12 protein-coding genes are annotated in these 14,582 nt (G+C 43.9%); 6 read left to right on the top strand and 6 right to left on the bottom strand.

What is annotated here, in order from left to right:
- Window positions 1-83 precede the first annotated feature (83 nt).
- From IOD06_RS02420 to IOD06_RS02405, 4 genes are all read right to left on the bottom strand, one after another.
- The gene (locus IOD06_RS02420) at window positions 84-797 is read right to left on the bottom strand and encodes a cytochrome c1 (protein ID WP_189581025.1); all 714 of its coding nucleotides are present in this window, start codon (window positions 795-797) and stop codon (window positions 84-86) included.
- Complete coding sequence (locus IOD06_RS02415) at window positions 797-2,002, bottom strand: cytochrome bc complex cytochrome b subunit (protein ID WP_026037242.1); 1,206 nt, start codon at window positions 2,000-2,002, stop codon at window positions 797-799. Before IOD06_RS02415 ends, IOD06_RS02420 begins: the two co-directional genes overlap by 1 nt.
- A gap of 22 nt (window positions 2,003-2,024) precedes the next feature.
- Window positions 2,025-2,609 (bottom strand): ubiquinol-cytochrome c reductase iron-sulfur subunit, encoded by a 585-nt coding sequence (gene petA / locus IOD06_RS02410; RefSeq protein ID WP_194618925.1) that lies wholly within the window; start codon window positions 2,607-2,609, stop codon window positions 2,025-2,027.
- A gap of 516 nt (window positions 2,610-3,125) precedes the next feature.
- Window positions 3,126-5,069 (bottom strand): ATP-binding cassette domain-containing protein, encoded by a 1,944-nt coding sequence (locus IOD06_RS02405; protein WP_194618923.1) that lies wholly within the window; start codon window positions 5,067-5,069, stop codon window positions 3,126-3,128.
- A 63-nt stretch (window positions 5,070-5,132) separates the two neighbouring features.
- On the opposite strand from IOD06_RS02405, the gene IOD06_RS13550 reads away from it, so the two are divergent.
- The 5 genes from IOD06_RS13550 to IOD06_RS13700 all read left to right on the top strand — a co-directional run bounded on the left by IOD06_RS13550 (window position 5,133) and on the right by IOD06_RS13700 (window position 9,645).
- Window positions 5,133-5,594, top strand: a complete 462-nt coding sequence (locus IOD06_RS13550) for a SlyX family protein (RefSeq protein ID WP_227669848.1) — start codon at window positions 5,133-5,135, stop codon at window positions 5,592-5,594.
- Window positions 5,595-5,810: 216 nt separating this feature from the next.
- Window positions 5,811-7,301 carry a hypothetical protein gene (locus IOD06_RS02395; protein ID WP_194618921.1) on the top strand — a complete coding sequence of 497 codons (1,491 nt, stop codon included), beginning with the start codon at window positions 5,811-5,813 and terminating at the stop codon, window positions 7,299-7,301.
- A 417-nt stretch (window positions 7,302-7,718) separates the two neighbouring features.
- A complete protein-coding gene (locus IOD06_RS02390) occupies window positions 7,719-9,158 on the top strand; it encodes an outer membrane protein transport protein (RefSeq protein ID WP_194618919.1) in 1,440 nt (479 codons plus the stop codon).
- A 120-nt stretch (window positions 9,159-9,278) separates the two neighbouring features.
- Window positions 9,279-9,521 (top strand): surface lipoprotein assembly modifier, encoded by a 243-nt coding sequence (locus tag IOD06_RS13705; RefSeq protein ID WP_320157420.1) that lies wholly within the window; start codon window positions 9,279-9,281, stop codon window positions 9,519-9,521.
- On the top strand, window positions 9,439-9,645 hold the full coding sequence (locus tag IOD06_RS13700; protein ID WP_320157419.1) for a surface lipoprotein assembly modifier: 207 nt from the start codon (window positions 9,439-9,441) through the stop codon (window positions 9,643-9,645). The genes IOD06_RS13705 and IOD06_RS13700 overlap by 83 nt, the downstream gene beginning before the upstream one ends.
- 149 nt (window positions 9,646-9,794) lie before the next feature.
- On the opposite strand, the gene putP is transcribed toward IOD06_RS13700, so the two are convergent.
- Both putP and IOD06_RS02375 read right to left on the bottom strand, forming a co-directional pair.
- Window positions 9,795-11,294: a sodium/proline symporter PutP gene (gene putP / locus IOD06_RS02380; protein WP_194618917.1), complete on the bottom strand. Its 1,500-nt coding sequence runs from the start codon at window positions 11,292-11,294 to the stop codon at window positions 9,795-9,797.
- Between the two features lie 523 nt (window positions 11,295-11,817).
- The gene (locus tag IOD06_RS02375) at window positions 11,818-12,690 is read right to left on the bottom strand and encodes a LysR family transcriptional regulator (RefSeq protein ID WP_010199853.1); all 873 of its coding nucleotides are present in this window, start codon (window positions 12,688-12,690) and stop codon (window positions 11,818-11,820) included.
- Between the two features lie 467 nt (window positions 12,691-13,157).
- Here IOD06_RS02375 and leuC point away from each other — a divergent pair, with 467 nt between their 5' ends.
- Window positions 13,158-14,576, top strand: coding sequence for a 3-isopropylmalate dehydratase large subunit (leuC, locus tag IOD06_RS02370; protein ID WP_194618915.1), 1,419 nt, complete (start codon window positions 13,158-13,160; stop codon window positions 14,574-14,576).
- Window positions 14,577-14,582 lie beyond the last annotated feature (6 nt).

Genomic DNA, 14,582 nt, shown 5'->3' with positions numbered 1-14,582 from the left:
ATATTAAACCATTAAAACATAAAAAAGGCACTACCGAAGTAGTGCCTTATATAATGCTTGGTTTTTATGCTATCTACTTCTATTTATTTTACATCTTTCCAGAACTCTTTGTTGAGCAAGTAGACTGGGATGAGTAAAACCAATAAGAAGATAATGACGAAGAAACCAATTACTTGACGGTCGTGACGAGCAGGCTCACCCATCCACGCCATAAAGTTAACCAAATCACCGACCTCAGACTCGAACTCTTCTTGACTCAATTTTTCTTGCATATTGTGCAAGACATGAGGCATTGCAGCGTTTGCAAGCACTAGGTTATTGGCGCCCCAAGGACGACTTGGATCTTCATAAAATGATAGTAGGTAAGTATATACCCAGTCATCGCCGCGCAGTCTTGTCTCAAGTGACAAATCTGGTGGCGCAGCACCAAACCATGAGGCCTGAACCTCAGGGTCAATCTCAGCATTGATATGATCACCGATCTGATCGGTCGTCACCATCAAGTATTTTTCGACCAGCTCAGGTGGAATCTCTAAATCTTTAGCGATGCGAGAGTGACGAACATACTGTGCTGAGTGACAACCTGCACAGTAATTCATAAAAGTCTTGGCACCGTTTTGTAGCGAGCCTTTATTGGTAAAGTCAATAGGGGCTTCACTACAGAGCAAGTGCTCTTCGACACCCTCAGCATTGGTGAATGTACCACACCCACTGCCCGCTGCCAGTGCAGTACCAGCAGTCAAAGTCAGTGCCGCGCCTAAGCCTAAACCAGCTAGGGATTTAATTAGCGTGCTCATTAGTGACCTCCGGTAACGCGTTCTGGTGGCTGTTTACACTTCTCGATAGAAGTATAAATTGGCATCAGTAAGAAAAACAAGAAATACAAGACAGTGAAGATACGAGCCATCAATGTTGCTGTTGGTGTTGTTGGCGTCGCGCCTAAGTAACCTAAAACTAAGAAACTAATCGCAAACACGGTTAAAGCAATTTTAGATAAAATGCCTTTATAACGTATAGAGCGTACCGGCGATCTATCGAGCCATGGTATCAAGAACAATACGGCAATCGCACCACCCATCGCAATCACACCACCCAGCTTGTCAGGGACTGCACGTAAAATGGCATAGAATGGCGTGTAATACCATACTGGTGCAATATGAGCAGGCGTCTTCAGCGAGTTCGCTGTCTCAAAGTTTGGTGGCTCAAGGAAGAATCCGCCGCCCTCTGGGAAGAAGAATACCACTGCAAAGAACAGGATAAAGAACACCACAATACCAACCATATCATGAACGGTGTAGTACGGATGGAACTCAATACCGTCTAATGGCACGCCGTTCTTATCTTTTAGCTTTTTAATGTCGATGCCATCAGGGTTGTTCGAACCCACATGATGCAGTGCCACTAAATGCATAAAGACCAAGCCCACGAGCACTAAAGGAATAGCGACAACGTGTAAGGCAAAGAAGCGGTTGAGGGTAATACCGGAGATAATATAATCACCACGTACCCATTCTGCAAGACCGTCACCAATCACTGGCAACGCGGCAGGTAAGTTCAAGATAACCTGTGCACCCCAGAATGACATGTTGCCCCAAGGTAGCAAGTAACCGAAGAAACCTTCTGCCATCAATGCTAGGTAAATACCCATACCGATGAGCCAAATAAGCTCACGTGGTTTTTGGTACGAACCGTAAAGCAAGGCTCTAAACATATGCAGATAGACCACCACGAAGAACGCCGAGGCGCCAGTGGAATGCATATAGCGAATAAGCCAGCCGCCTTTCACATCACGCATGATGTATTCAACAGACGCAAATGCCCCTTCGGCACTTGGGTTGTACATCATCGTTAGCCAGATACCCGTCACCAATTGGTTGACCAGTACGACCATAGATAACACGCCAAAGAAGTACCAAAAGTTAAAGTTTTTTGGTGCGTAGTACTTGGACATGTGATATTCATAGGTTTCGGTCGCCGGAAAGCGCGCGTCCACCCAGTGCATGATTTTTTTACCCATACTCATATTAAGCCTCCCCAACCGTCAAGATGGTACCATCCATATTATACTCTGGGATGGGTAAGTTAAGCGGTGCTGGAACGCCGTTAAAGACGCGACCTGCTAAGTCATACTTAGAACCGTGGCAGGGGCAGAAAAATCCGCCATACCAGTCATTACCGCCTAAGTCAGCGGCACCAACGTCAGGGCGATAGTTCGGCGCACAGCCCAAATGCGTACACACGCCTTCAACGACCAACACAGTTGGTTCTAAAGAGCGCGTAGGATTCGTACAGTATTCAGGCTGTAAAGAGGCAAGAGAGTTTGGGTCAGACAGCAATGGTTCGACTGACTCTAATCCTGCAATCATATCTTCGGTACGCTTAACCACATAAATAGGTTTGCCACGATATTTGATGACAATCATTTGTCCATCTTCGATAGAACCGATATCTTGGGTCACTGCAGCTCCTGCAGCTTCAGCTTTTGCGCTTGGCGTCCAAGAGCGGACAAAAGGTGTTGCCAAGGCAGCTACCCCAGCTGCACCAATCGCGGCAGTCGAGGCAATAAGAACTCTACGGCGTTTTACATTAACGCCTTCGGCATGGCTCATTAATACTTCCTCCAGGTGAATGAAATGGGATTATCCCACACTGGGTTTGTGGCTTAGAGAATATTGGCTTAAAAAATATAGATACAATATCAAGCCACTTTAGCTGTGCCTAATTTTGCTAATTGTTGCTATTCTAAGCTATTTTGGTCATAAAATAAATTATTGCGTTAAAAATAAAGCAACCTTGATAGGGCATAGTATGAGGTTGAACAACATTATTTGTCCACGATGGCTTGGATATCGCCGTATCGTTACTGTTTTTATGCCAGCAAGGTTTGTCAGCGCGATGACCTTATAATTAATAAGGGTATTTAGCAATAGCGAATGATACTTGAAATCGAGGGAATGTTCACTAACTTTCAGTCCCTAATCTCTGTGTAAGTGGTCGTAAACGAATAATCACCACACTATTAATAGCGTGGTGATTATTTTGGCCTTTAAATATGCCATGGATAGAAACTTGAAATATCGGTTCATGGAATGTGTCTATTTAAAAGTACGTTTTAGCGACTCATTCTAGCCTTCAAGTGTGCTCCAGCGCTCAAGCTTGCTCATCATTTCATCTTCAATCACTAGTAAGCGCTCACTAGCTCCTGTTGCCGCATCGAAGTCTTTATTAAACCATGAGCCGTCAGCCAGTTTTTCTTGCAGCTCATTTTGTTCAGCTTCAAGCACTGCAATCTCTTTTGGCAAATTATCTAACTCACGCTGTTCATTATAATTGAGCTTTTTGGCTGTGATACTGGGTTTTGCTACGGCTTGCTTGCTAGCTGATTTATTTGCTGCATTTGTATTACTTACTGGCGCTCTAGCAGCTTGTGCTGCTTGCTCACGATTTTTTTGTACCAGATACTCTTGATAGCCACCGACGTACTCTTTGACGATCCCTTTGCCATCTTCATCTTCGCCGAATACCCATGTTGAGGTAACGACGTTATCCATGAATGAGCGATCATGGCTGATGAGCAAAATCGTACCACCAAAGCTTGCGACTGATTCTTCTAATAGCTCAAGTGTCGCCATATCCAAATCATTGGTTGGCTCATCGAGTACTAGAATGTTGGCAGGCTTCAATAGTTGCTTGGCAAGTAGGACGCGGTTACGTTCACCGCCAGACAATGCCTTAACAGGTGTACGTGCACGCTCTGGAGCAAATAAGAAATCTTGCAAATAGCTCATAATATGTGTCTTACGACCGCCAACTTCGACGAAGTCTGAGCCTTCTGAGACGTTTTGTGCAACACTCGCTTCTAAATCTAGCTGATCACGTAACTGATCGAAAAACGCGATTTTTAAGTTGGTTCCTAGCTCAACGCTGCCGGTCTTCGTGACTTCGTCATCAGACATGTCGAGTAGAGCTTTAATAAGTGTGGTTTTACCCGCGCCATTAGGCCCGACAATACCGATTTTATCACCACGCATGATAGTCGTCGTAAAGTTATCAACCAATACATTGCCATCATACTCAAGATGTAAGTTCTTAACTTTGCAGACCAGCTTGCCGCTTTTCTCGCCTTGACCCATGGTGATGTTTACATTGCCCACTTGCTCACGGCGGTCGCCACGCTCTTCACGTAAGGCTTTTAGCTCACGGACACGGCCTTCATTACGGGTGCGGCGAGCTTTAATTCCTTGACGAATCCAGACTTCTTCTTGCGCCAATTTTTTATCAAAGTTAGCGTTGTTCTTTTCTTCAGCCAGTAACTGTAGCTCTTTTAGCTCTTGATAGCGTGCGTAGCCACCTTCACCTTGGGTTACGTCATAGCTGGTCAACTGACCGCGATCAAGCTCAATGATGCGCGTCGACAGTTTATTCACAAATGCTCTATCATGGGTAACGAACAATAATGTTAAACCTTGCCAATCCAATAAGAAGCGCTCTAACCATTCAATACTCTCAACGTCCAAATGGTTGGTAGGCTCATCGAGAAGCAGCACATCAGGCTTGGTAACTAGTGAGCGCGCAAGTAGTACACGGCGCTTACGACCACCAGACAGCGACGACAAGTCATCATCTGGATCAAGTCCCATCGTAGTAATAAGGCGAGTGGCATCACGCTCTAAATCCCAGCCATGTACTGCATCGATATCATGCTGTAAGTCGGCCATACGCTCACAGGCATCCATATCGCCATTGGCACACATATCGACTTGCTTATTATAGTTAACCAGCAGATCAGCAGTGCGACGACTACCACCCATGACGATATCCAGTATGCGGCCACTGGTTTCTGGTACGTCTTGCTCAAGCATCGCAACACGTACACTACTATTGATGATGACTTCACCACTATCAGGCTGCAGTGAGCCATTGATCAACTTAAACAGAGTGGATTTGCCTTCGCCATTGCGACCAATCAAACACACACGCTCGCCAGCATTGATCGCAAAATCAACGCCATCAAGAACGGGAGCCACGCCAAATGCGAGGTGAATATCTTTTAGATGTATCAGTGCCATAAAATATCTTAAGCTTATATAATAGTGAGGTAGGGGTTGTTGCAAAATTGGCAGCAGTATAACATGCCACCACCTGACTGTAGTGCGAGTAAATGGTTTATCAGTACTATTTTATTGCTATTTATTGGTAGTCAATATGCTATGCATGTTATCGCTTATGAATTGCTAGCATTTCACGGTCATCAATCAAAAATGAATATTCCAGCAAATTCAGTATATGAATGCTATCACTTAGAGAAAAATATGGATCAATCTGTCCCACCAACGACACCTTTAACCAACCCTCAAGGCAATTCATCTGCTACCCAAAGCGATCTACAACTTCAAGTGATTGAGTTACAGATGAACATGGCTCATCTGGAGCTAACGGTAGAGCGACTCGATGAAGTTATCGCTCGGCAAGACAAGCATATTCAGACTGTACAACGTCAATTGCAGCTTATTTACAAGCAAGTTGAAAGCCAAGATACCGAAGGAGGAATTGCTCCATTTGATGTTATGTCTGATAGGCCACCGCATTATTAAAAACCGTTAAAATAAGAGAAGTTGTCTCTATTTAGAATATATTCTTACTTTTGAATATGGTTAATGGTCGATGACTGTCTAGTCATAATTCGGTAATAATGTATTTTTACAGTTGTCTTAAGGTAAAAAAGACATTAGTATCCTTCTCCTTAGCTGCTGCCTACCTAGCAATTTTTGGTACGGCGGTAAAACAATGCGGATGTTTGGAGATACACAATGCGGGCCACCTTTCACCTAAAAACCCTTACAGTAGCGATTGCTGCTTTCTCTGTCGCTAGCGCTGCTAGTGCTGCTGGTCTTGATCGTTCAGGACAAGACGTTACCGCATTTTTGCAAGACGGTACCTACGCTGAAGCGGTTTACACTTACATCGATGGTGATGTCAGTGGCCATGACAATGCTTATGTCGGTCCTGATAAAAAGGCTTATGAGCAAGGCAAAAAAATCGATGATATCGCTGAGTCTTATGATTTTTTCCGTTATGGCGTAAAAGCAGATATCAATGATACATTCAGTGTTGGTATCTTATACGACGAGCCTTTCGGTGCTGCTGCTGACTATAGTGGTGATAATAATTTTGTGGCTAGAGGTGATTTGGATGCTTCGGTTAATGCCATTTCAGGTGGCAAAGCAAGCAGCGCAGCAGATGCGGGTCTGAAAATTGGTCAATTGACGGCAGGCGCAACACAAGCAGGTGCAGCAGCCGCAAATTTTGCAGCCCAAGCGCAAACCGCGACGACCCCACAAGCAGCAGCAGGATTCGCAGAGCAAGCGCAAGCTGCCCAAACCCAAGCGCAAACGCTAGCAGGTCAAGCCCAATCTCTTGGCGCAGCAGTAGCAGCAGCACGTGCAGAAGCAGCGACTACCGGTGAAGGTACTAACGTAGAAGTTCGTACCGAAAGCGTCACGGGTATCTTAGGTATGAAACTTGGTGAAAATAAAAACTTCCAAGTATATGGTGGCCCTGTGATGCAGCAAGTCCAAGCCGATGTAGCCCTACGCGGTATTGCTTACGGTCCTGCTACTGGCTATACCACTCATATCAGCTCTGACCAAGATTACGGTTGGTTAGCCGGTGTCTCTTATAGCAAGCCTGAGATTGCATTACTAGCTGCATTAACGTATCGCTCAGAGATCGATCATAGCTTGAATATTGATGAGACTTATCCGCTAGTTGCCGCATTAGGTGGTGATCCTGTTCAGGGTAACAAAATTGATATCACTACACCTAAGTCAGTCAACTTTGACTTTCAAACAGGCGTGAATCAAACGACGTTAGCTACCGCAAAAGTACGTTGGGTACCTTGGACTGATTTTGCAATCGTGCCACCCCTTTATAACGAAGTCAGCAAGCGTTCAACAGGTGATGATAAAGGTCTTCCTTTAGTCAGCTATGATGAAGATCAATGGTTAGTAGAGTTGGGTCTTGCCAAGCGTTTGTCGCCAGCATTAGCTGTTACGGGTACGGTCGGTTGGGATAGTGGCGCTGGTGATCCAGTGACCTCGCTAGGCCCTATCGAGGGATATTATAGTGCTGGTCTTGGCGCAAAATATAACCTCACTGAAAACTGGGCGGTATCAGCCGGTGGCAAGTATCTATGGTTCGGCGATGCTCAAGGTCAAATCCCAACGAAAACTATCGTTAGTGATTTTGACAGCAATGATGGCTATGCACTTGGTGTAAAAGTATCTTACCAAGCAAAATAGTATCAAACTAAAACATATCTAGTTTGGTTATCTATTTGACGATTTGGCAGCAAAAAAGCGATCCTAAGCGGGTCGCTTTTTTTTGCTCAAAATAAGGATAGTCAAATATGTACACTCTATTATCAGGGTATGCTTCTTGATGACGGAGCATGAAGAAAAAAGACGATTTTAGTCCAGTAAAAAGTAAATTCAAAAGAGAATTTTACTAAAGTAAACAAGTGTTTAGTTTGTCAGTTACATGTAATCTGTACTGTTCAGTCATATTTAGGAAATAAAGTGCTTTAAGTGTTGTTTTAGTGTCAAAAAGCCATTATTATCGAAATCAGGACACTGTTTTTATAATTTAAATTTGCGTGCACCATGGCCAATTTTAGATTCGTAGGACGGTTAAACAACTAGGATGTTTGGAGATACATAATGCGCGCTACCTTTCACTTAAAAACCCTTGCGGTAGCTATTGCTACTATTTCTGTAGCCAGCATGACGCATGCTGCCGGTCTAGATCGTTCAGGTCAGGACGTCACTGCTTTCTTTCAAGATGGGACTTATGCCGAAGCGGTTTATACCTATATTGACGCTGATGTCAGTGGTAAAGACAGTGCTAACAATGTTCCTTCTAGTAATACCTATGTCGAAGGTGGTGACACGGGTGATATCGCTGAAGCTTATGATTTTTTCCGCTATGGCGTAAAAACTGACATCAACGATACGTTCAGTATTGGTATTTTATACGATGAGCCTTTTGGTGCAGCTGCCGAGTACACAGGCGATAGCAATTTTGTATCGAAGGGTGATCAAAACGCGTCTATCCAGCAACTGACTAATGGTCAATTCAATGGTGCAACGCTTGGTCCTACAATAAATGCTTTGAGAGCTCAAGCTGCAGCAGAACCTGATGCAGAAGTAAGAGCAGGCATCGTGCAACAAATTACAAATCTTAGTACTGTAGGCGCAATCGCTCAAGCTGAGGCAGGCAATGCAGGTGAAAACACCAATGTAGAGGTTCGTAGCCAAAGTTTGACAGGTCTACTTGGTATGAAGTTTGGTGCCAATAAGAATTTCCAAGTTTATGGTGGTCCAGTAGCACAGCGTATTCAAGCTGATACGAAATTACGTGGATTGGCTTATGGCCCTGCTACAGGTTACACTTCGACCAGTAACCCTGATATGGACTATGGCTATATCGCTGGTGTGTCTTTCAGTAAGCCTGAAATCGCTTTGAAAGCTGCATTGACTTATCGTTCTGAGATCGATCACGATATACAAATATCTGAGACTTATCCGCTAGCAGGTCTTAGAGCTCTTGGAGCAGGAGCTTCTCCAGCACAAGCGGAAGCAGCAGCAAATAGAAGCAGTGACTACGAGATCACCACTCCTAAATCAGTCAACTTTGACTTCCAAACCGGTATCAATCCAACTACATTAGCCACCGCAAAAGTACGTTGGGTGCCTTGGAGTGATTTTGTCATTACCCCTCCATTATACAATGCAGTTAGCATAAGCAGTGGTCTTTATGGCGATGACGGTTTAGATTTGGTTGAATATGAAGATGATCAGTGGCAAGTCGAGCTGGGTCTGGCTAAGCGTGTAGCACCAGCACTTGCCATTAGTGGTACGGTTGGTTGGGATAGCGGTGCTGGTGATCCGACTACTTCATTAGGTCCTGTCGATGGCTACTATAGTGTTGGTCTTGGCGCCAAGTATAACGTCACCAAAAACTGGGCAGTATCAGCTGGTGGCAAATACTTATGGTTTGGTGATGCTCAAGGCGCTCTACCAACTGACAAAATCGTTGCCGATTTCCAAGACAATGATGGCTATATCGCTGGCGTGAAGCTTTCTTATCAAGCGCAGTAATTAGTGAACACTTGTTAATTAGCAGATAATAAAAAAGCGACCTGTAATAGGTCGCTTTTTTATTGGAAAACTCTAAGAAAATGATGGTAACTATCAAAGCCACATGACTACCAAAATGATGTGCCCAAATCTAGCATTATCAGCTATGACCGCAACTCTGTAAACGTTGGTTGGGGTCGTGAGTGGAAGCGAGGTATTTCTACCCTAACGACAGCGGGCTACGCTGTAAAAGAGTACGATGATCCAGCGGATGCTTATCCAGCAGGTAGTGGTGCTTTGAATGGCTATTACAATGCTGTCGGTGGTAAAGTTGGCTCGACAAGACAAGACCACCTCATTAGGCTTACAAGTCTGGAAGCGTGACTTGACTCTATATGGTCTGACACCGCGACTGGTATTTGATTATGATCAGACTTCCAGTAACTTTGATTATTATGATGATCGCGATGAGAAGTCGGCAACCATATTGTTAACCAAGACCTTTTAATACCTTATAGCTAGGGCGTGTATTTAGCTAGGGCATATATTCATTTCCATTGCTATTCTTAAAATGAGAACATACCCTAATATAATTGCTCATAATAAAAAACCTCGCCAATCATGGCGAGGTTTTTTGATAGTGATAAGATTATTTACTTATTTATTAAGGTTCAGTTCCATTTCTTCAAATTTAGCAGTTACTGAAGGTTTTGGACCGCCAGTCATAATACTAACCGCGAAGATAGCAATGGTACTTAAGATGAAGCCTGGAACGATAGCATATAACCAGCTATTTAATGCCATACCATTCATCTCGAAAGGACCATAGATCCACAGGATAACAGTTAAGGCACCAATTACCATACCAGCGACCGCACCGTTACGGTTCATACCGCGCCAGATTAGGCTGAAGATAACCAAGGGTCCGAATGCTGCACCAAATCCTGCCCAAGCGTTAGAAACTAAGCTCAATACTGAGCTATCGGGATCAGAGGCGAGCAAGATAGATACGAGGGCTACCGCTACAACTGAGATACGACCCACTAGTACTTGGCGTGCTTCAGGAGCATCTTTATCGAAGAATAGCTTGTAGACATCTTTAGTCAGCGAGCTTGATACCACCAATAGCTGCGATGAAATGGTACTCATAATCGCAGCTAAAATAGCGGCTAATAAAAACCCTGAAACCAGCGGTGTGAATAAAAACTGTGTAAAGACTAAGAATATGGTCTCAGGATCATCCAAGGTCATTGCGGTTTTTTGTACATAAGCACGACCAGCAAAACCTGTCATTAAAGAACCAATTAAGCTGACAACCATCCAGCTCATACCGATATTACGGGCCATTGGTACGTCTTTGACCGAACGTATCGCCATAAAACGAACGATGATATGTGGTTGACCAAAGTAGCCAAGCCCCCATGCCATTAATGAGATAATACCAATGATAGTCATGCCACTGGTGACATCTAATAAACTTGGATCAATGTTTCGAACGGCTTCAGTCGTTGCTGATATACCGCCAAGATCTGTAAAGGCAACAACTGGTACGATCACCATTGCAAATAACATGATGACGCCCTGTACAAAGTCAGTCATCGATACCGCTAAGAAACCACCGAATAGGGTATAGGCAACGACGACACCAGCAGTTACCCAAAGGCCCGTGCTATATGATAAGTTGAGTGAGCTTTCGAAGAGTTTACCACCACCTACTAGACTTGCGGCGGTATAAACGGTGAAAAATAAGATGATAACGATTGCTGATATGACACGCAGCATGTGCGATTTATCTTCAAAGCGGTTGGCGAAATAGTCCGGCAAGGTAATCGCGTTGTCAGCGACTTCGGTATAAACGCGAAGGCGCGGTGCCACAATGATATAGTTCAATAAGGCACCTAGTGTCAAACCAAGTGCGATCCACATACTTACGACACCATCGGCATACATATAGCCTGGTAGGCCAAGGAGCAACCAACCTGACATGTCCGACGCCCCTGCTGATAATGCAGTGACTGCGGGACCTAAATTACGTCCTCCTAACATGTAGCCTTCAGTATCATTGGCTTGCTTAAAATAAGCGTAAATGCCAATCCCAATCATCACTAAGAAGTAGGCGCCCAACGATATCAGCACGCCACTAGAAATCCCATTCATATAAACTGTCCTTAACCAACGTTGTTGGCTGTAATTATTTTAACTATATAAAATTAAGTCATCACAAGATGATGTTTATAAAAAATATTTAAAGACAAAAAAAGCCATTAAGTAGGACATAATGGCTTTTGACTTTTAGTCAGTATTTTCTGTTAGTTTTATATGATTGATACTGTTTTAAAAGTAATATTCATAAAATAGTGATTAGAGGACAACAAGCGTGGCTCAATCGCAATCTTGTCTATCGCCCTTATCTGCTAGTTTTTTACAAATGCTACTCACTTATATAATCAATCATTTAAAACCATTAAACCTACTGTTTACCATCATATATTACTCGAAGTCTTCAAAATATGACTATCAGTGTTATTCTGGTAAATTTATGTTATAAAAAACAAAGCCAAACGCATTATAACGTATGGCTGTTAAAAATGCGAACAACCGAGCTTGGCTTTGTAAAGTAAAGCTTTATACAAAGCCAAGCTCGGTTTTAAACCATCATTTGCTACTTACTAAAAGCCGTTCAATCAATTGGGGCAAGCAAGTCTAATAAGGCAGTCACGCTACTAGAGCGAGTCAGCTTTGGATTGATAACCACACCGAGGTAACGCTGTAGCTCAATATTATCTGCCATATTGATGCGCTCTAAATCTTGACTGACCAAGGTTTGAGGTAATACTGACCATCCTAGGCCAACAGAAACCAACATCCGAATGGACTCAAGTGGGTTGGTACTCATGGTGGCATAAGGTTTTAGATTATGCTTGGCAAACTCAGCTAAGGTAATTTGGCTGGTAAAAGTATTGGCAGAGGGCAAAATAGCGGGATAGCGGGCCAATTGCTCTAAAGTGACATTGGCTTTGGTCGCTAAAGGCGATAGAGTGCCGGTCATAAAGTAGAGTGGGTCTGACCAAAGCGTGTGATACGTCAAACGCTTATCGTAGACAGGTGGCAACGTTAGGAATGCTAATGATAAGTCACCATCTAACACCGCCTTGTGCGCCGTTTCAGAGTCGACAAAATGAACTTCTAACTGCACCGCAGGATAGGCTTGAATAAAGTGCTTGAGCACAGGAGCCAAATGATGCAAGCCAATATGGTGGCTGGTGCCAATGACCAATTTACCCGACACGATGTGCTGAGAGTGTTGTAAATTGATTTTGAAGTTCTCATAATCGTCGAGCCAGCGCTTGGCGTGCGGCAGCATTTCACTAGCGGCTTGAGTCGGCACAATACCGCGACCGACCGTATCAAACAACGTAATGTTAAACTCATCTTCTAAATTTTTGATGCGCTTACTGACAGCAGGCTGAGTAATAAAGAGCTTTTCTGCTGCGCCTGAGATGCTGCCTGTGTGCATAACAGTGACGAATGTCGTCAAATTTGTGGTATTCAAACCGATGTCCTTAGCTGCGTAGCGAGCTATAAATAAAAGTTGGCTGACCTAGTCACAATGTATTAGAAATAAAAGTTTGCGACTACGTAAAAATCATCAATTATTATTATAGGATTAGCCTGCTATAATCACAAGGTATCAAGACGTATTTATTCTATTAACTTGGTAATTAGCCGTTTAACGCCTGTATTGATGGCCAGTTTTATCAATTTACCTGAAAACCCATCAATTGGTGTTGATATAGATGTGTGATAGACCAATTTAATAAGTATGATCTGTGAAAAATATTTTTGATAAACAATAAGTTTATTATGAAAGGCGTCAGTAATATAACGTCACTTTATGAATAAAATGAGTGTCTTTAGATAAAAGTGTCAATTAGATAAAAATTTCAATAATGACCTCGCTTGCTGTTGTGTGAGCGGGTAAATAGATTCAGTGATTAGCAACTAATAAAGGATAGCAACATGGCCGGTCAAACGTTATATGACAAACTTTGGAATGCTCACGAAGTCACCAAGCGTGATGATGGTTCGAGCCTGATTTATATCGACCGCCATCTACTGCATGAAGTAACGAGTCCACAAGCCTTTGAAGGTCTGCATCTGGCCAATAGAGCGCCATGGCGTCTGTCGGCTAACATCGCTAGCCCCGATCACAATGTGCCAACGGTGACCAAGGAGCGTCTAGAAGGCGTCGCAGGTATCAAGGATAAAGTGTCGCGTTTACAAGTACTCACCTTAGATGAAAATTGCACTAAGTTTGATATTGCTGAATTTACCATCAATGATGCCCGTCAAGGCATCTTGCATGTGGTTGGTCCTGAGCAAGGTTTGGTTTTACCTGGTATGACCGTGGTTTGTGGTGATTCGCATACTGCAACCCACGGTGCACTTGGCTGTTTGGCGCATGGTATCGGCACATCAGAAGTCGAGCATGTGTTGGCAACGCAGTGTTTGATTCAAAAGAAATCAAAAAATATGCAAATCCGTGTCACGGGTAAGCTTGGCGCTGGCGTGACCTCAAAAGATGTGGTACTTGCTATTATTGCCAAAATTGGTACCGCTGGCGGGACAGGACATGCCATTGAATTTGCAGGGCAAGTCTTTGAAGACATGAGTATGGAAGGTCGCATGACCGTTTGTAACATGGCAATCGAAGCGGGTGCTCGCGTTGGTATGGTCGCGGTCGATGGCACGACCATTGATTATGTCAAAGGCCGTCCTTATGCACCAACCACTGAGCAGTGGGAGCAAGCGGAAGCTTACTGGCGTACCTTGTATTCAGATGATGACGCAGTATTTGATACGGTGGTTGAGCTGGATGGTAGTCAAATAGCACCACAAGTCTCTTGGGGAACCTCTCCTGAAATGGTTGTTGATATCACACAGTCAGTACCGACGCCTGATCAAGCCGCCGATGAAGCGCAAGAAGAAGGTTGGTTACGTGCTTATACCTATATGGGTTTAGATGCTGGCCAAAAAATCACTGACATCCAGCTTGATCGTATCTTTATTGGTTCGTGTACCAATTCGCGTATCGAAGATTTGCGCGATGCCGCCGCCGTGATTAAAGGTCGTAAAGTCGCAGACAATATTAAAGAAGCCATCGTTGTGGCGGGTTCTGGTCAAGTTAAACTACAAGCCGAAGCAGAAGGCTTGGATGCCTTATTTACTGAGGCTGGTTTTGAATGGCGCGAGCCGGGCTGTTCAATGTGCCTTGCCATGAATGCCGATAAGCTTGAGCCACAAGAGCACTGTGCCTCGACCTCTAACCGTAATTTTGAAGGTCGTCAAGGTAATGGTGGTCGTACGCATTTGGTCAGTCCAGCAATGGCAGCCGCCGCCGCATTGGCAGGACACTTTGTCGATGTGCGCACGTTTTAACTTTAC

The organism is Psychrobacter sp. N25K4-3-2 (assembly GCF_015351755.1).
Lineage (GTDB): Bacteria > Pseudomonadota > Gammaproteobacteria > Pseudomonadales > Moraxellaceae > Psychrobacter > Psychrobacter glaciei.
This window is presented reverse-complemented; position numbering and strand designations above follow the sequence as displayed.